The sequence below is a fragment of the Microbulbifer halophilus genome (assembly GCF_026183675.1).
GTDB lineage: Bacteria > Pseudomonadota > Gammaproteobacteria > Pseudomonadales > Cellvibrionaceae > Microbulbifer > Microbulbifer halophilus.
Window position 1 is genome coordinate 119,861 of sequence record NZ_JAPIVK010000005.1, and the last position, 16,185, is coordinate 136,045.

Sequence of the window (16,185 nt, forward strand, 5' to 3'; positions counted from 1 at the left end):
CGCCGACTGGCGAGGCCGGGTTTGCTAATGAATAAATCTGGAGGTCCCACATTGAACCGGGTACCAATGACCGTTGAAGGCGCCGACTCCCTGCGCGCCGAACTGGAGAACCTGAAAAAGGTAGAGCGGCCGGCGGTGGTACAGGCCATCGCCGAGGCGCGCGAGCACGGCGACCTGAAAGAGAACGCCGAGTACCACGCCGCGCGCGAAAAGCAGGGTTTTATCGAGGGCCGCATCCAGGATATCGAGGGCAAGCTGTCCCACGCGCAGATCATCGATGTGAAAGCCATCGAGCCCAGCGAGAAAGTGATCTTCGGCACTACCGTCACCATCATCCATATGGACAACGACGAGGAAGTGACCTACAAGATCGTCGGCGACGACGAGGCCGATGTGAAAGATCGCAAGATCTCCGTCAACTCGCCCATCGCCCGTGCCCTGATCGGCAAGGAAGTGGGGGACGTGGTGGAAGTGCACACGCCTTCCGGCGCGGTGGAATACGAGATCGACTCCGTAGAGCATATCTGATCCCGCATTCCTTTTCCGCGGGCAAACGAAGAAGGGCGGCCTCTGGCCGCCCTTCTTCGTTTGCGCCACAGCCTGCGGGTCCCGAGCTGTCCCATTGGGGAGCCCATGCCTATCTCGCTCGATGGTGCAACATGCGGCAATGCAAAATGTGAACTGGAAGGCGATTGCGCTGCCTACTACTGATAGGATGGGTAAAAACCAATAAATTCGAGGAGGCAACACCGTGACCGGACTTCTGGATAGCCTGCCGCTCTGGCTGTGGTTTGTGCTGGCGCTGGTGGCCCTGTTTGTCGCACGCAGACCGGTGCATCAGGGCATCTTCTCCCTGGCGCGTTTTTTTCACCAGTCCCTGCGACTGGGCGCCAGTGCGGTGTCCGCGGCGGAGCTGCGCCTGCAGGAGCGCAATCGCGAGGTGTTGCTGGCGGTGGGGCGCGAGGCGGCCGAACGGCACGTGGAGCGCGAGTTCGACCGTATCGAAAGCACCATGAAGAAAGAATTGGCGCAATATCCCACATTGCATCGCCACCTGTGCGAGCAGCTCACCGCCATCGACGAGGACTATGTGCGCAGCGCCGAGGTACCGCCGGAGCCCACCAACTGGGCCAAGGCGATCAAGGCGGTAGCGGATATCCCGGCCAAGCAGGACCCGGTGGTGGGCGATGTGCTGGAGACGATCCACAACTCGATGCGCAAGGCGGAATCCAAGGCGCTGGAGGTCTACCGGGAATCGGCGCGGGAGCGCCACCAGCTGCTGAAACGCATGATGCCCCACTGGCGCTCCATGCTGACCACGCTGGGGCGCGTCAACAAGAGTGTCGACTCGGTGATCCGCCGCGCCGGGGCCATCGACGGCCATATGGAGCGCTACGAGGAAATCCAGGCCGGCAGCGAGCGCGCCCGGCGCATGCTCTCCTCCTCTTCCCTGAGTCAGTTCTTTATTTCCGCGTTTGTGCTGACGATCGCCGTCGGCGGCGCGCTGATCAATTTTCATTTAATCGCCCGGCCCATGACCGAGATGGTGGGCGGCACCAGCTATATCGGCAGCTTCAAGATCGCCGATATCTCGGCACTGGTGATCATCCTGGTGGAGATCACGATGGGGCTCTTCGCAATGGAGTGCCTGCGCATCACGCGGCTCTTTCCGGTGATCGGCTCGCTGAGCGATAAACTGCGCACGCGCATGATGTGGGCCGCGTTTGTGCTGCTGTTTTTCCTCGCCACGGTGGAGGCGGGACTCGCCTTCATGCGCGAAATACTGATGCAGGAAGACCTGGCGGTCAGCGCGCAACTGCGCGGCGACGAGGTGGCGGCGACCAGCGGTGGTGTCTACTGGATCACCACCGCGGCGCAGATGGGGATGGGCTTTATCCTGCCGTTTGCACTGACTTTCGTCGCCATTCCGCTGGAGAATTTTATCGCCTCGGCGCGCACCGTGATCGGCGTGGTCACCGCCTTCCTGTTGCGTATCCTGTCGGTGACCCTGCGCCTCGCCGGTACCGCGGCGCTGCGCGCCGGCACCATGCTGGTGCGGCTCTACGATATCGTCATCTTCTTTCCCCTGTGGCTGGAAAACAAAGTGCTCGACTGGCGCGCCCGTACCGGCGGGTCGAAAAGTGTGGAGAAAGCCTCATGAAAATTGTATTCCCGAGTATGGCGGTGCTCGCCTGCAGCCTGTTGCTGAATGCCTGTGGTGAGCCGGTGGCGCGCAACCAGGGCGTCTATATGCTGATCGACACTTCCGGTACCTACACCCGGGAGCTGGACAAGGCGCAGCAGGTGATCAACTTCACCCTGGCGAAACTGAACCCGGGCGATACCTTCGCCGTGGCCAGCATCAATACCGGCAGCTTCAGCGAGAAGAACATCCAGGCCAAGGTCACCTTCGACGATCGCCCCAGCGTGACCAACAAGCAGAAGCGGGCCTTCCAGGAGTCCATCCAGCAGTTTGTGGAGGAAACGGAAGCGGCCGCCTATACCGATATTACCGGCGGCCTGCTGCAGGCGGTGGAATACCTCAACGAAAAACGGCCAGGCACCAAGACCATCCTGATCTTTTCCGACCTGAAGGAGGAGATCAAGGAGGGTTACAACCGCGACGTGCCGCTGGCCCTGGACGGCTTCAACCTGGTGGCACTGAACGTGACCAAGCTGCGCAGCGACAATATCGATCCCACCGAATACCTGGGGCGGCTGGAGGACTGGCAGGGCCGGGTGGAGCAAAGCGGCGGCAGTTGGCGGGTCATCAACGACCTGGAACGGCTGGAAAAAATCCTACCGTAGGGTGCGCCGTTTGCACCATGATTGTTGGGTGGATACCGCAACCGGGCCGGTGCGCACGGCGCACCCTACCTGTTTATTGAACAAGGCTTCAGATGCTCTGGCTGGCACTTTTCGCAATCGTCGTTTTCCTACTCTGGTGCTACGCCACCGCGCGTCCCGCACCGCTGACCTCGCTCTCCCTGTCCCACAGACAGAGCCCGCTGGTCATCTCCCACGGCGATGAGGCCGGCAATGGCCTCTACCCCGGCAATACACTGCTCTATCTGCAAAAAATGGTGGAGTTGGGGGTAGATGCCATGGAGATGGACCTGAATCTCACCGCCGACGGTCATCTCGTGCTGATGCACGACAACACCGTCGATCGCACCAGCGACCGCAGCGGCGCCATTATCGGGATGACGCTCGACGAGTTGCGTTCGCTGAATGTGGCCCACCATTGGCGCGGCGACGGCGGGAATTATCCCTATCGCGACAGGCCGCTGCGCATCGCCACCATCGATGAGGTCTTCGCCGCACTGCCGCAGACGCCCATGATCATCGAACTGAAAAACGACGATCCCTTCGCAGCCCGGGTACTCAGCAGTGCGATAGCCGAGGCCGGTTGTGAGGCGCGCGTGATCGTATCGTCTTTCCACCGCGGCGTGATCCGCGAGTTCCGCCGCCTGTCGCCGTGGGTGGCCACCGGGGCCAGCATGCCCGAGGCGCTGCTGTTCTTCCTGGCCCAGTGGTTTTTCGCCGAGCGGCTGCTGAGCCCCGCCTACCAGACAATGCAGCTGCCGATGCACTACTACGGCATCCCGGTTTTCTCGCCGCGCTTTGTGCGCGCGGCGCGCAACTGCGGGCTGCATATCTCGGTGTGGACCGTGGACCGGGAAGCGGACATGCGCGACTATATCGACCTGGAACTGGACGGTATCGTCACCAACCGGCCGGACAGGCTGCTGTCGCTGCTGGAAGAATAGCGGCACTGAAACCGTAGGGGCGAACCTTGTGTTCGCCCTGTTTGAGACCGGCACTGCAGGTTTTCCGGGGCATTCCGCCCGGGCGAACACAAGGTTCGCCCCTACATTTCCCCGACAAGCTCCCCCTGTCGAATCGGTTTGTGTTCGGTTTCTTCGCCACTCTCCTCCCGGACCCGGAACCAGGCCGCGTAGAGTGCCGGCAGGAACAGCAATGTCAGTGCCGTGGCCACAATCAACCCACCCATGATCGCCACCGCCATGGGGCCGAAGAAGTCGCTGCGCGACAGCGGGATCATTGCCAGCACCGCGGTTAGCCCCGTCAGCACAATCGGCCGAAAGCGACGCACGGTGGATTCGACAATCGCCTCCCAGGGCGCCAGCCCCTGTTTGATGTCCTGCTGAATCTGGTCCACCAGAATCACCGAGTTGCGCATGATCATGCCCGCCAGCGCGATGGTGCCGAGCATGGCGACAAAGCCGAACGGCTGGCGGAAAAACAGCAGGAACAGGGTCACGCCGACAATTCCCAGCGGTGCGGTGAGAAACACCATGGTGGACAGGGAAAAGCTGCGCAGCTGCAGCATCAGCAGTGTGATCACCACCAGTACGAACAGCGGCATACCGGCGTTCACCGATTCCTGGCCGCGCGCCGATTCCTCCACCGCACCGCCGATTTCCAGCAGGTAGCCCGGCGGCAGTACCTCGCGCAGTTCGCCCAGCCGCGGCCAGACTTCGTTGACCACCGTGGCCGGTTGCTGTTCGCCGTAGATATCCGCGCGCACGGTCACCGTCGGCAGCCGGTCCCGGTGCCAGATCACCCCCTCCTCGAAGCCGTATTCCAGAGTCGCTATCTGGTTCAGCGGCACGCTGCGGCCGCTCTCCGTCTGCACCGCCAGGTTGTCCAGCCGCCCGAGTGCGCTGCGCTCGCTGTCGTCGCCGCGCACCTTTACGTCGATCAGTTCGTTGTCCTCCCGGTACTGGCTGACGGCGATACCGGACAGGGAGCTCTGCAGGGCGCGCGACAGATCGGCGCTGGTTACGCCCAGGGCGCGGGCACGCGCCTGGTCGATATTCAGTTGTACCGCCTTGCTGGGCTCCTGCCAGTCCAGGTGTACATTGTTCACCGCCGGGTTTTCCCGCACCTTGTCCGCCACTTCGCGGGCGATTTTTCGCACTTCGGGAATATGTTCGCCGGAGACGCGGAACTGCACCGGGTAGCCCACCGGCGGGCCGTTTTCCAGCCGCGAGATACGCGAGCGCACCGTGGGAAATTCCTCGCGCATTGTCGAGATCAGCCAGCTTCGCACTCGCTCGCGCTCCTCGATCGAGCGGGTCAGCACCACAAACTGGGCGAAGCTGGCCGCCGGTAATTGCTGGTCCAGCGGCAGGTAGAAACGCGGTGAGCCGGTGCCCACATAGGCCACGTAGTTTTCCACCAGCTCGTTGCCGGCCAGCATTTTTTCCAGCCGCGCGGCCTGCTGTTCGGTGGCCTCCAGCGATGCGCCCTCGGCCAGTTTCAGGTCCACCATCAGTTCGAGGCGTGCGGAAGAGGGGAAGAACTGCTGCGGTACAAAGCGGAACAGTGCCAGCGAGCCGACGAAGACCAGCAGTGTCAGCGCGATCACTGTTTTACGGTAGCGCAGACACCAGTGCACCAGCCGGCGGAAGCGCCGGTAAAAGGGCTTTTGGTAGGGATCCTGCACCGTGCCGCTGCTGTCGCGCCGGGTGAGATCGGGCAGCAACCGGTCGCCCAGGTAGGGGACGAATACCACCGCCGCTACCCAGGAGGCCAGCAGTGACAGGGTCACCACCTGGAAAATCGAACGGGTATATTCCCCGGTGCCGGACTGGGCGGTGGCGATGGGCAGAAAGCCGGCGGCAGTGATCAGGGTACCGGTGAGCATCGGAAAGGCGGTGCTGTTCCAGGCCGCGCCCGCGGCCTTGAGACGGCTGAAACCCTGTTCCATCTTTATCGCCATCATCTCCACGGCGATGATGGCGTCGTCCACCATCAGCCCCAGGGCCAGTACCAGTGCGCCCAGGGAAATCTTGTGCAGGCCGATATCGAAGTAGTGCATCAGGGCGAAGGTCATCGCCAGCACCAGCGGTATCGACAGGGCCACCACCAGGCCGGTGCGCATGCCCAGCGAGAAAAAGCTCACCAGCATCACGATCGCCAGCGCCTCCGCCAGCACCTTGACGAATTCGCCCACGCTGCGTTTGACCGCCGCCGGCTGGTCGGAGACCTTACTCAGTTCCAGCCCCAGCGGCAGGTCCTGTTGCAGCCGGGTGAATGCCGCGTCCAGGTTTTCACCCAGCTCGAGAATATCGCCGCCGGCTTTCATGGAGACGGCGATACCGATGGCGTCGTCGCCCATGAAACGCATGCGCGGTTGCGGCGGGTCGCTGAAGCCGCGGTGTACCTCGGCAATGTCGCCGAGTTGCTGGGTGCGGCCGCCGACGCTGATGGGGAAGCGGCGAATCTCGTCCACGGTGCGGAACTGGCCGCTGACTCGGATGCGTACCCGGTCGCTGCCGGTTTCCACGAAGCCGGCGTTGGCCACGGCATTCTGCGATTGCAGAGCGCCCTGTACCGCGGACATGGGAATGCCCAGGGATGCGAGCTTGGTGTTGGAGAGTTCCACCCAGATTCTTTCGTCCTGCAGGCCGATCAGCTGTACCTTGCCCACATCCTCGACCCGCTGCAGTGCCAGTTTCAGGCGGTCGGCGTAGTCCTTTTTCAGGGCGTAGTCGAAATCCTTGCCGGTGAGCGCATAGATATTGCCGTAGGTGGTGCCGAATTCGTCGTTGAAGAAGGGCCCCTGGATATCCGGTGGCAGTGTGTGGCGGATATCGCCGACTTTCTTGCGCACCTGGTACCAGAGATCCGGAATTTCGCTCGAGCGCATATCGTCGCGGGCCATAAACAGGACCTGGGACTGGCCGGGGCGGGAGAAGGAAGTGATGCGGTCGTAGTCGCCGGTCTCCATCAGTTTCTTTTCCACCCGCTCGGTAATCTGGCGGGAGACCTCCGCGGCGCTGGCACCGGGCCAGAGGGTGTTGACCACCATCACCTTGAAGGTAAAAGGTGGATCCTCGGACTGGCCCAGTTGGGTATAGGAATAGATACCCATCAGCCCCAGCAGGATCAGGGCGTAGAGCACCAGCGGGCGGTTTTTCAGCGCCCATTCGGAGAGGTTGAAGCCCATTGTGATTCTTCCTGAATAAATTCGCGCGTTTTGAGGCCTGGAGGCCGGGAATCGGTGCCTTTAAGCCAATGTCGTGGTGGTCCTGCTACCGGGGCATGGTTTCGGGACACGAGCTAGGCGCCCCCCGTAAATCCATCCCTGGAGGCTTGTCAGCGAGGTCCCTCTCGCTGACAGTCCCGAAACCATGCCCCGGTATCAGGACCTTCGTATCGGTTCCCCGGTTCTTCTTGTGCCTTTGCGTATAGCCGCAGGATGGGAACGAGTCGGTGTAGGGTGCGCCCGTAGCTCCCGCATCAGTTCTGCCCGGTCTGCGAAAGCCCGATTTCCAGCGGCCGGTTCATCCGGTCCACCGGTCGTACCCGCTGGCCGTCCCGCAGCAGTTGAGTGCCGGCGGCCACCACCCAGTGGTGGGGCTCCAGGCCGGCGAGCACCGGTACCCGCTCGGCGCCGAAGGCGCCTGCGGTGACCGGCGTCTTGTGCAGGGTGTTGTTATCCGGGTCCAGTACCCAGACAAAGGGCTCGCCGTCGTCGGCGGTCAGTGCGGCCAGTGGAATCGACAGGGCGTGGCGCCGCTCGGCGGTATTGGTAAACACCCGCGCGCTCTGGCCCAGCTCGGCCTTGACCTCGCCGTTGTCGAAGGCCACCCGCGCTTCATAGGTGCGGGAGGCGGGATCGGCGGCGGGGGAGAGCTCGCGGATCTGTCCGCGGAAGGGCTCGCCCGGGCGGGACCAGAGTTCCAGGGTCACCGTCTGTCCCACGGAGAAGCGTTCGATTTCCTGCTCCGGCAGGTCGATGCGCACTTCCCGCTCGCCGTCCGCCGCCAGCGTAAAGACCGTCTGGCCGGCGGACACCACCTGGCCGGCTTCCGCCCGGCGCCGGGCGATCACCCCGTCCCGGGGGGCCTTCAACACCGCGTAACCGGCCCGGTTGCGGGCTACTTCCAGATTGGCACGGGCCCGTTTCAATTGTGCGGCGCTGGCATCGAAGCGGCTCTGTACGGTGTCGAACTGCGACTGGCTGATCAGCTGGCGTTCCAGCAGGGAGCGGTGGCGTTCCAGTTCACTGTCGGCGAGATGGTGATCCGACTGTGCCGAATCCAGCTGCGCACGGGCGCTGTCCAGTTCCAGCTGCAGGTCGTCGGCGTTGAGTTCTGCCAGGGGGGCGCCGCGCTGCACGCGGTCGCCCTCCTGTACCAGCCGGCGGCTGATCTTGCCGCCGATGCGGAAGGCGAGGTCGGGCTCGTAGCGGGCGTGCACCTCGCCGGGATAAACCTGCCGGTGGACGCCGGCAGGCTGCGGTTGCACGACGATGGCGGGGCGCGGCTGCTCCGCCGTGTCGGCTTCCTTCTGCGAGCAGGCGGCGAGTGCGAGACAGAGCGGCAGCGCCGCCGCGACAGCCCCTGTGAGAGTGAGCGATCGGGCCATGGACATTCCCTTTGCCGGTGAAAGAGGGCGCCGGCTCCGCCGGCAATGTTATACTGACGAGTATAGTAATTTTATTGAACTCCCGAGTCCAGTATATGGAGCGCTATGTCTGAACAGTCTTCACCGGCCGCAGTGCGGGGCCGTCCCAAGGACCCGGCCAAGCGCCGGGCGATTCTCGATGCGGCCAAGGGGCTGTTCCTGTCCGGGGGCTTTGCCGGCACCAGTATGGATGCGGTGGCCGCGGCAGCCGGTGTGTCCAAGCTGACCGTCTACAGCCACTTTTACGACAAGGCGACGCTCTTCAGCGCGGCGATCGGTGCCAAGTGCGAGAGCCAGATGCCACTGCCGATGTTTGCGCTGGAGGAGGGGGACTCGATCGAGGCGGTCTTGAAGCGTATCGGCGCGGCCTTCCTGGCCATGGTCGACAGCGACGATTCCATCAGGCTGATGCGCCTGCTGTGCGCGGTGGCGCCGCGGGAGCCGGAAATGGCGGAGCTGTTCTTTGAAGCCGGGCCCAGGCGCACCCTGGGAGAGATGGAGTGCCTGTTGCGGCGCGCGGTGGAGCTGGAGCTGCTCCAGCTGGAGGATCCGGCCGCGGCCGCGGAGCATTTCTTCAGTATGCTGATGGGTTGCCGGAACACGCAGGTGTTGATCGGCTGCAGCGAGCCACCCTCGGAAGCGGAAATCCGCGAGCGGGTGGACAAGGTGGTGCGGTTTTTCCTGCGCGCCTACGAAAACTGACGACAGGAGCCTGCCTCGCCAACATTTGCCGGCACGCCGGGGATCCGACCTTTAGGTCTTGATGCGGTACCCGGTTCGGAAAATCCACCAGATCCCGGTCATGCACAGTACCAGGAACAGCAGTGTCATCCCCAGGCTGATACCCACATTCACGTCCGATACCCCATAGAAGGCCCAGCGGAAGCCGCTGATCAGGTAGACCACGGGGTTGAAGAGGATGACCTTCTGCCACAGCTCCGGCAGCATATTGATGGAATAGAAGGCGCCGCCGAGGAAGGTCAGCGGTGTCACCACCATCAACGGAATCACCTGCAGTTTCTGGAAGTCGTCCGCCCAGATACCGATGACGAAGCCGAACATACTGAAGGTCAGTGCCGTCAGTACCAGGAAGCCGAACATCCAGAAGGGATGCACGATTTCGTAGTCGACGAAAAAGCGCGCCGTGACCAGGATCAGCAGGCCGAGAATGATCGACTTGGTGGCTGCCGCGCCCACATAGCCGGCGACGATTTCGAACGCCGATACCGGTGCCGACAGCACCTCGTAGATGGTGCCGGAAAATTTCGGGAAGAAGATACCGAAAGAGGCATTGGAGATACTTTCACTCAGTAGTGACAGCATCAGCAGGCCGGGAATGATGAAGGCCCCGTAGCTGATCCCGTCGATATCCCCCATGCGCGAGCCGATGGCGGCGCCGAAGACGATAAAGTAGAGCGAGGTCGATAACACCGGCGAGGCGATACTCTGCATCAGGGTGCGCCCGGTACGGGCCATTTCGAATTTGTAGATGGCGCGGATTCCATACCAGTTCATTCCAGTGTCTCCTTGGTCAACTGCTCTGCCTTTTCCTCGCGCTCGCCGCGCACCAGTCCGACGAAGATCTCCTCGAGGGAGCTCTCCCGGGTGTGCAGGTCGCGGAACTCGATCTCGGCTTCGTTCAGCCGCCGCAGGAGTTCGGTGATGCCGGTATCGTTGCTCTTGATATCGAAGCGGTAGATCAGCCGGCTGCCGTCGTCGTTCAGCGTCAGCGGCAGATCCCGTAGCGCCTCCGGCACCTGCTGCAGCGGTTCCGGCAGGTGCAGGCTCAGTTCCTTCTCGCCCATCTTCTGCATCAGGGTGTTTTTCTCTTCCACCAGTACCACTTCGCCGTGGTTGATTACGCCGACCCGGTCGGCCATCTCCTCGGCCTCCTCGATATAGTGGGTGGTGAGAATGATGGTCACCCCGGATTCGCGCAGGCCGCGCACCATCTCCCACATATCCTGGCGCAGCTCCACGTCCACGCCGGCACTGGGCTCGTCGAGGAACAGGATGGCCGGCTCGTGGGACAGGGCCTTGGCAATCATCACCCGGCGCTTCATGCCGCCGGACAGCGCCATGATCTTGCTGTCCTTCTTTTCCCACAGGGAAAGCTGGCGCAGCAGCTTTTCGATATAGGCCGGGTCCGGCGACTTGCCGAACAGGCCGCGGCTGAAAGTGACCGTGGCCAGCACGCTCTCGAAGGCGTCGGTGGCCAGTTCCTGCGGTACCAGGCCGATTTTGCTGCGCGCCGCACGAAAATCGCGGATGATGTCACAGCCGTCGGCGGTCACACTGCCGCCGGTCGGATTGACGATGCCGCAGATGATACTGATCAGCGTGGTCTTGCCGGCGCCGTTGGGACCCAGCAGCGCAAATATCTCGCCGCGCCGGATATCCAGGTCCACGTTCTTCAGGGCGGTAAAACCGCCGGCATAGGTTTTACCCAGCCCCTTCACGGAAATAATCGATTCCACTTTGCTTTCTTCCTTCTGAAAATGCCCATTTGAGTGTGGTGTCTCATACTGTCGACTGTAAGCCGGGCAGGTCGACATCCTACCCTATTGACGTGGCGGTGTGTCGACGTGGCGGAGCCAGCTTTGTCCGTCCGGAGTTCGAGACTGTCGAGTTTATGGCAGTTGCCTGTCAGGATATGTCAGTAGCTGAATTCCCGGTCGTTCGCCGGGGTAAATCCGCTGTGCTCACTGCCCTGCGGCGCCTGAGCGGGACCACCAGAGCGACCGCAGCCAGTAGCAACAGCAGTGCGCCCATATGGGTGAAACTGTCGGCGAGCCCGAAATGCCGCGCCCAGGGCTGGCTGATCAGGGGCGACAGAAACTGGCCGAAAAAAATACTGGCGGTCAGCACACCGGATACGCGGCCCCGCATCCCCGGCGGGGCCAGCCCGATGGCAGTATTGGCCAGGTGGGGCATCACGGAACCCATGCCGATACCGAACAGGGCCATTGCCAGCACTACCGCGGTAAAGCCGCCGCTGCCTGCAACCAGCATCAGACCGCAGGCCATGACCGCAAAGCAGAAGGCGAAGACACCCGCTGTGCCCAGGCGCGCGAGCAGTCGTCGGTAGAGCAACAGCGAACTGATGGCGCCGAGCAGGTTGCCGCCGCCAATGGCGATACCGGTGAGGCTCGGCCGGTCGATACCGATGTCCCGCAGCAGGAAAGGGAGCTGGGTCGGTATCAGGTAGAAGGCCAGGCTGTTGACTATTGCCGCAGCGAACACCGCGGCCAGCGCCAGACGGACGCCGCCCGGGGCTGCGTTACCGGCCACACTTCTCCCGCCCGCTGTCGGTTCGCGCAGGAAAAGTGCCGCCGCCGGCAGCAGTAGCAGGGCCGTGCCGTAGATGGCAAAAGGGGCTCGCCAGTGCAGGTCCGCCAGCAGGCCGCCGCCCACCAGAAATACCACGCCTCCGAAACTGATGAAGGCAGTCTGCTGGGTCATGAACTTTTCCCGGGCGGCGCCGGAAAAGTAATCCCCTGCCAGGGCGGTAACCGAGGTCATGGTGCCGGCAACGGCGATACCCAGCAGCGCGCGGCCCGCCAGTATGCCGGCCAGGCTGTCCTGCAGCAGTGCCGAACTGCCCGCGAGCGCATACAGCAGGATCGAAGCCAACAGCAGCGGGCGACGTCCAAAGCGATCCGAAACGACACCGGCAAGCGGTGCAAACAGCGCGATGAACAGCGCCGGCAGTGTCAGTACCAGCCGCGTCAGCAGTTCGCTGTGCGGATTGTCGACGAAATGCAACTGCAGCGCCGGCAGCGAGGGCGCAATAGTGGCCCCGGACATGACTGTCAGTGCCGCCAGGCAGAGCAACGCAATACGGCGTCCGGCCAAGTGCCGCTCGGTGTGATTCATGCGGCGATCTCCCCGATTTCCCCGTAGGGCACCCGCGCGCGGGCCCGGCGCAGGGCATCGGCCCACCAGTGCAGATGCGTGAACATCCGTTTCAGCGAGCGCTCGGCGCGCGCCGGATCGCGCAGCTGGCCGTCTTCGAACTGCTCCCAGGCGTTGATGAAGCTGACGCTGTCGCGCAGGGTGACCGAGTGCATTTCCGCGAACACCTGCCGCAACTGCTCCACCGCGCGGCTGCCCCCCGATACGCCGCCGTAGCTGACAAATCCCACCGGCTTGCCCTGCCAGCCGGAACCGGTTGTGTCTATCAGTGCCTTCAACGGTGCCGGGTAACCGTGGTTGTACTCCGGCGTGACAACGATGAATCCATCCGCCCGCTCCAGGCGCTCGTTCACGGCGTCGGGGGCCGCGGGGTCTATCAGGTCCAGCTGGCAGTCGCCCAGTCTTTCCAGTTGGGCGGCGGTCCAGTCGACGATGGTGTCGCAGAAACGTCCTTCGCGGGTGCTGCCGTAGATCAGTGCGATGCGGAGTCTGTTTTCCATGGTGATTTCTCCCGGTGGTTGTTGCAATCGAACGCCGTGCAGTGTAAAAGCTCAAGTAAACTTTAGGTCAACAAAAAATGGCGATTTATTTTCGCTATGGCAAACCCGGGTGAATGGCTATGAAAAAAAGCGAAAGCTGCAACAAGCTGAACCGCGAACTGAGCGTGGGAGAGGTGGCCGAGCGCAGCGGCGTGGCGGTATCCACGCTGCATTTTTACGAGACCAAGGGGTTGATCAAAAGCTGGCGCACCGGTGGCAACCAGCGGCGCTACCCGCGGGATGTGCTGCGGCGGGTGAGTATCATCAAGGTGGCCCAGCGCACCGGTATTCCACTGGCGGAGATCAAGTCGGCGCTGGATACGTTGCCGGAAGGTCGCACACCCAACAAGAAAGACTGGACGCGGCTGTCGGCGCGCTGGCGGCAGGAACTGGATACGCGTATCGAGGAGCTGACGCGATTGCGCAGTAGCCTGGATGATTGCATCGGCTGCGGCTGCCTGTCGATGAAGAGCTGCCCGCTGCGCAATCCGGGCGACAAGGCGGCGGAGTGGGGCAGCGGCGCCTGGTACCTGGAATCGGTGCGCCGAAAATCGTAGGGAATTCCGGTTGTGCCCCGGTGTTTCCGATGTAGCTCCCCTCTCCCCCGGATCAAGTCCGGGGCAGGCTCTAACCCTCTCCCGGTGGGAGAGGGGACTGGTATGAGGCCTGAGAGGGATGGAAGGTTGGTTTGTCCCCGGTGTTTCCGGCTTAGCTCCCCTCTCCCGCCGGGAGAGGGGCCGGGGGAGAGGGGGCGAAGGAGCCCGGTGCCCCGATCAGCCAAACAGCTTGCGGTAAAAGGCGGTGGCGCCCTCCCAGGCGTCCCTGGTGGCGTCTTCATCGTAGGCCAGAGGGATGCCGAATTTCTCGCCGCGCCCGGTGGCGGCGGGATTGGTAAAGCCGTGCTTGACGCCCGGGTAGCTGGTCAGCTCGAACTTGGCCCCGGCTTTCTGCATTTCCTCGACAAAGGCACTCACCTCGTCAGCCGGAATCATATCGTCGGCACCGCCGGTGTAGACACGCAACTCGGCTTTCACGCCGCCCGGTTTCGCCTCGATATCGCTGGCCAGGTTGCCGTGGAAACTCACCACGCCTTTCAGGTCCAGTCCCAGCCGCGCCATGTTCAGTGCCACGGCGCCGCCGAAGCAGTAGCCCTGCGCGGCGATTTTGTCCGCGTCGACAGTCTCGTGTTTCTGCAGGATTTCCAGCGCCGCGCGGAAGCGCGCCTCGATGGCGCCGGGGGTTTCCAGGGCGGTGTTCATCAGCGCGGCGGCGTCGTCCGGGTTGTCCGCCTGCTTGCCGGTGCCGAACATATCCAGGGCAAAGGCGGTGTAGCCCTCCGCCGCCAGTTTGTCGGCCTCCTCGCGGGCAAACTCGTTGTGGCCCCACCACTCGTGAATCAGCAGGATACCGGGGCGCTTGCCGCTGGCGCTGTCGTCATAGGCGATATAGCCGGTAAAGGAGTCGCCCTCTACCGTGTATTCGATCGTTTCGCTGTGCATCTTTGCTCTCCTTGTCATCTGGATTGAATGTGTCTGTTTGCGGGTAGGTGCGCCCTGCGCACTGCTCAGTGCGAACGCAGATCATGGTATCGGTGCGCACGGCGCACCCTACGGATCAGGTCTCCCGGGGCGGGCCTTTGAGCTCCACCACATTGTCTTCGGGATCGGCAATATAGATAGAGGGGCCCTCGCCCCCGGCGCCGTAGCGGGATTCCACCGGGCCGGGGTCGACACCCTGTCTGCGCAGGTGGCGGATGATGGCGTCGGCGTTGAAAGGGGCCAGGCTCAGGCACAGGTGATCCAGGTTGCGGCCCTCCCTGCCCGGTGCCGCGCCGCCGGCGCGGCCCAGTTTCCGATCGACCGGCACCAGGTCGATCAGGCTGCTGCCGGCGCGCAACTGGTAGAGGCCGATCTCGCGCTCTTCCCGCTCCAGGGTACAGCCGAGCACGTCGATGTAGAAATCCATCATCGCCTGCAGGTCGCTGACGCGCAGCACGATATGGTCGATCTGTTGAATCTTGAACGGGCGCATTTTAAGTCAGTGGTTTCTGGAAAGGTTCAATGGTAACCCAGTCGCCGGTATCGCAGTTGCCGCTTTCGCGCGGCAGTACAATAAAACAGTTGGCGCGGGAAAAGCCGGACAGGATATGGCTGCCCTGGATGCCCGCCGTCTCCACCACCTGCAGGCCGTCGCCGTCGCGGTAGGTATAGCCGCGCTGGAAATCCAGGCGCCCCGGCGATTTGCGGATCGGGTTCAGCAGGCGCGCGCGGCCCCGAAAACGCACAACATCGTCGCCGGCGCCGCGCAGTTTTTCCAGCGCGGGCAGTACCAGTTGGTAGAGGGTGACCAGCGCGGATACCGGGTTGCCGGGGAGGCCGAAGAAATAGCTGACGCCCTCGGTGCGCGGCAGCCGCCCGAAGGTGAAGGGCTTGCCGGGCTTGATCGCCAGGCGCCACATTTCCAGTTGCCCCAGCTCCTCGAGCACGTCGCGAGTATAGTCCGCCTCGCCCACGGAAACGCCGCCGCTGGTGATGACGATATCCGCGCTGTCCCGCGCTTTTTCGAATGCGGCGCGAATCTGTCCGGGATCGTCCGGCTGGCAGCCCAGGTCCACGACTTCGATATCCAGTTCGCCCAGGGCGGCCTTGAGCGCGATGCGATTGCTGTCGTAGATATCGCCGGTACCCAACTCCGCCGCCGGCGTTTCCAGTGGCTTGAGTTCGTCGCCCACCGACAACAGTGCCGCGCGCAGGCGGCGCAGAACCGTGACCCGCGACACGCCGGCGGCGGCGAGCAGGGCGATATCCGCGACCTTGAGCCGGCGGCCCGCCGGCACGATCTGTTCCCCGCTGCCGACATCCTCGCCGCGGCGGCGGATATGTTCGCCGATACGAGCCTCCTTCTGCAGCAGGACAGTTTCTCCATCGAGGTCGGCATTCTCCTGCATTACAACCCGGTCGGCGCCCCCGGGCAGCGCCGCGCCGGTGGTGATGCGCACGCATTGGCCGGGCTGCAGGTTGCCGCTGTGGGGGTGGCCGGCCAGGCTCTTGCCCACCAGGGTGAACTGCCTGCCTTCGCCGCAGAGGGCGTAGCCGTCCATGGCCGAATTGTCGCAGGGGGGCAGGTCCACTTGTGCGTCGGCGGGCTCCGCCAGTACGCGGCCGCAGGCCTGTTCCAGTGGGAGCGTCTCGGTTTGCCGCAGCGGGGTGACGGATTCCAGCAGTTGCGCGCGGGCCTGCTCCACCGGAAGCAGGCCACTCTGCAGGCGGGGATCGATGGTCATGGGCTT

Annotated in this window: 15 protein-coding genes; 6 read left to right on the top strand and 9 right to left on the bottom strand. The window is 63.3% G+C overall.

Translation table 11 applies throughout. The annotated features are described in order from the left end of the window. The first annotated feature begins 51 nt into the window (after nucleotides 1-51). The 4 genes from greA to OQE62_RS04345 all read left to right on the top strand — a co-directional run bounded on the left by greA (nucleotide 52) and on the right by OQE62_RS04345 (nucleotide 3,770). A complete protein-coding gene (gene greA, locus OQE62_RS04330) occupies nucleotides 52-528 on the top strand; it encodes a transcription elongation factor GreA (RefSeq protein WP_265720766.1) in 477 nt (158 codons plus the stop codon). A gap of 223 nt (nucleotides 529-751) precedes the next feature. Then, on the top strand, nucleotides 752-2,161 hold the full coding sequence (locus OQE62_RS04335) for a hypothetical protein (RefSeq protein WP_265720767.1): 1,410 nt from the start codon (nucleotides 752-754) through the stop codon (nucleotides 2,159-2,161). Beyond that, nucleotides 2,158-2,808, top strand: coding sequence for a vWA domain-containing protein (locus OQE62_RS04340; RefSeq protein WP_265720768.1), 651 nt, complete (start codon nucleotides 2,158-2,160; stop codon nucleotides 2,806-2,808). Before OQE62_RS04335 ends, OQE62_RS04340 begins: the two co-directional genes overlap by 4 nt. Before the next feature lie 92 nt (nucleotides 2,809-2,900). Then, nucleotides 2,901-3,770, top strand: coding sequence for a glycerophosphodiester phosphodiesterase (locus OQE62_RS04345; RefSeq protein WP_265720769.1), 870 nt, complete (start codon nucleotides 2,901-2,903; stop codon nucleotides 3,768-3,770). Nucleotides 3,771-3,871: 101 nt separating this feature from the next. Here OQE62_RS04345 and OQE62_RS04350 read toward each other — a convergent pair whose 3' ends face one another. Beyond that, entirely contained in the window at nucleotides 3,872-6,979 is a 3,108-nt protein-coding gene (locus OQE62_RS04350) for an efflux RND transporter permease subunit (protein WP_265720770.1), read from the bottom strand. 293 nt (nucleotides 6,980-7,272) lie between these two features. Further along, nucleotides 7,273-8,403 (bottom strand): efflux RND transporter periplasmic adaptor subunit, encoded by a 1,131-nt coding sequence (locus OQE62_RS04355; RefSeq protein WP_265720771.1) that lies wholly within the window; start codon nucleotides 8,401-8,403, stop codon nucleotides 7,273-7,275. Between the two features lie 105 nt (nucleotides 8,404-8,508). On the opposite strand from OQE62_RS04355, the gene OQE62_RS04360 reads away from it, so the two are divergent. Beyond that, entirely contained in the window at nucleotides 8,509-9,144 is a 636-nt protein-coding gene (locus OQE62_RS04360; protein ID WP_265720772.1) for a TetR/AcrR family transcriptional regulator, read from the top strand. Nucleotides 9,145-9,195: 51 nt separating this feature from the next. On the opposite strand, the gene OQE62_RS04365 is transcribed toward OQE62_RS04360, so the two are convergent. The 4 genes from OQE62_RS04365 to OQE62_RS04380 all read right to left on the bottom strand — a co-directional run bounded on the left by OQE62_RS04365 (nucleotide 9,196) and on the right by OQE62_RS04380 (nucleotide 12,857). Continuing rightward, nucleotides 9,196-9,957, bottom strand: coding sequence for an ABC transporter permease (locus tag OQE62_RS04365; protein ID WP_265720773.1), 762 nt, complete (start codon nucleotides 9,955-9,957; stop codon nucleotides 9,196-9,198). Continuing rightward, entirely contained in the window at nucleotides 9,954-10,919 is a 966-nt protein-coding gene (locus OQE62_RS04370; RefSeq protein WP_265720774.1) for an ABC transporter ATP-binding protein, read from the bottom strand. Before OQE62_RS04370 ends, OQE62_RS04365 begins: the two co-directional genes overlap by 4 nt. Nucleotides 10,920-11,088: 169 nt before the next feature. Next, nucleotides 11,089-12,318 (bottom strand): MFS transporter, encoded by a 1,230-nt coding sequence (locus tag OQE62_RS04375; protein WP_265720775.1) that lies wholly within the window; start codon nucleotides 12,316-12,318, stop codon nucleotides 11,089-11,091. Beyond that, nucleotides 12,315-12,857, bottom strand: coding sequence for an NADPH-dependent FMN reductase (locus tag OQE62_RS04380; RefSeq protein WP_265720776.1), 543 nt, complete (start codon nucleotides 12,855-12,857; stop codon nucleotides 12,315-12,317). The genes OQE62_RS04375 and OQE62_RS04380 overlap by 4 nt, the downstream gene beginning before the upstream one ends. Before the next feature lie 119 nt (nucleotides 12,858-12,976). Between OQE62_RS04380 and soxR the strand changes: the two genes are divergently transcribed. Continuing rightward, a complete protein-coding gene (gene soxR, locus OQE62_RS04385; protein WP_265720777.1) occupies nucleotides 12,977-13,453 on the top strand; it encodes a redox-sensitive transcriptional activator SoxR in 477 nt (158 codons plus the stop codon). Between the two features lie 216 nt (nucleotides 13,454-13,669). Here soxR and OQE62_RS04390 read toward each other — a convergent pair whose 3' ends face one another. From OQE62_RS04390 to moeA, 3 genes are all read right to left on the bottom strand, one after another. After that, the gene (locus tag OQE62_RS04390; RefSeq protein ID WP_265720778.1) at nucleotides 13,670-14,395 is read right to left on the bottom strand and encodes a dienelactone hydrolase family protein; all 726 of its coding nucleotides are present in this window, start codon (nucleotides 14,393-14,395) and stop codon (nucleotides 13,670-13,672) included. A 115-nt stretch (nucleotides 14,396-14,510) separates the two neighbouring features. After that, complete coding sequence (locus OQE62_RS04395) at nucleotides 14,511-14,927, bottom strand: VOC family protein (RefSeq protein WP_265720779.1); 417 nt, start codon at nucleotides 14,925-14,927, stop codon at nucleotides 14,511-14,513. 1 nt (nucleotide 14,928) lies between these two features. After that, entirely contained in the window at nucleotides 14,929-16,179 is a 1,251-nt protein-coding gene (gene moeA / locus OQE62_RS04400; RefSeq protein WP_265720780.1) for a molybdopterin molybdotransferase MoeA, read from the bottom strand. Nucleotides 16,180-16,185 lie beyond the last annotated feature (6 nt).

Excerpts from the sequence above, each read along its gene's own strand:
- OQE62_RS04395 (WP_265720779.1), bottom strand. The coding sequence starts at position 14,927 with ATGCGCCCGTTCAAGATTCAACAGATCGACCATATCGTGCTGCGCGTC.
- OQE62_RS04380 (WP_265720776.1), bottom strand. The coding sequence starts at position 12,857 with ATGGAAAACAGACTCCGCATCGCACTGATCTACGGCAGCACCCGCGAA.
- OQE62_RS04350 (WP_265720770.1), bottom strand. The coding sequence starts at position 6,979 with ATGGGCTTCAACCTCTCCGAATGGGCGCTGAAAAACCGCCCGCTGGTG.
- OQE62_RS04390 (WP_265720778.1), bottom strand. The coding sequence starts at position 14,395 with ATGCACAGCGAAACGATCGAATACACGGTAGAGGGCGACTCCTTTACC.
- OQE62_RS04360 (WP_265720772.1), top strand. The coding sequence starts at position 8,509 with ATGTCTGAACAGTCTTCACCGGCCGCAGTGCGGGGCCGTCCCAAGGAC.
- OQE62_RS04340 (WP_265720768.1), top strand. The coding sequence starts at position 2,158 with ATGAAAATTGTATTCCCGAGTATGGCGGTGCTCGCCTGCAGCCTGTTG.
- OQE62_RS04345 (WP_265720769.1), top strand. The coding sequence starts at position 2,901 with ATGCTCTGGCTGGCACTTTTCGCAATCGTCGTTTTCCTACTCTGGTGC.
- soxR (WP_265720777.1), top strand. The coding sequence starts at position 12,977 with ATGAAAAAAAGCGAAAGCTGCAACAAGCTGAACCGCGAACTGAGCGTG.
- OQE62_RS04375 (WP_265720775.1), bottom strand. The coding sequence starts at position 12,318 with ATGAATCACACCGAGCGGCACTTGGCCGGACGCCGTATTGCGTTGCTC.
- OQE62_RS04365 (WP_265720773.1), bottom strand. The coding sequence starts at position 9,957 with ATGAACTGGTATGGAATCCGCGCCATCTACAAATTCGAAATGGCCCGT.
- OQE62_RS04355 (WP_265720771.1), bottom strand. The coding sequence starts at position 8,403 with ATGGCCCGATCGCTCACTCTCACAGGGGCTGTCGCGGCGGCGCTGCCG.
- moeA (WP_265720780.1), bottom strand. The coding sequence starts at position 16,179 with ATGACCATCGATCCCCGCCTGCAGAGTGGCCTGCTTCCGGTGGAGCAG.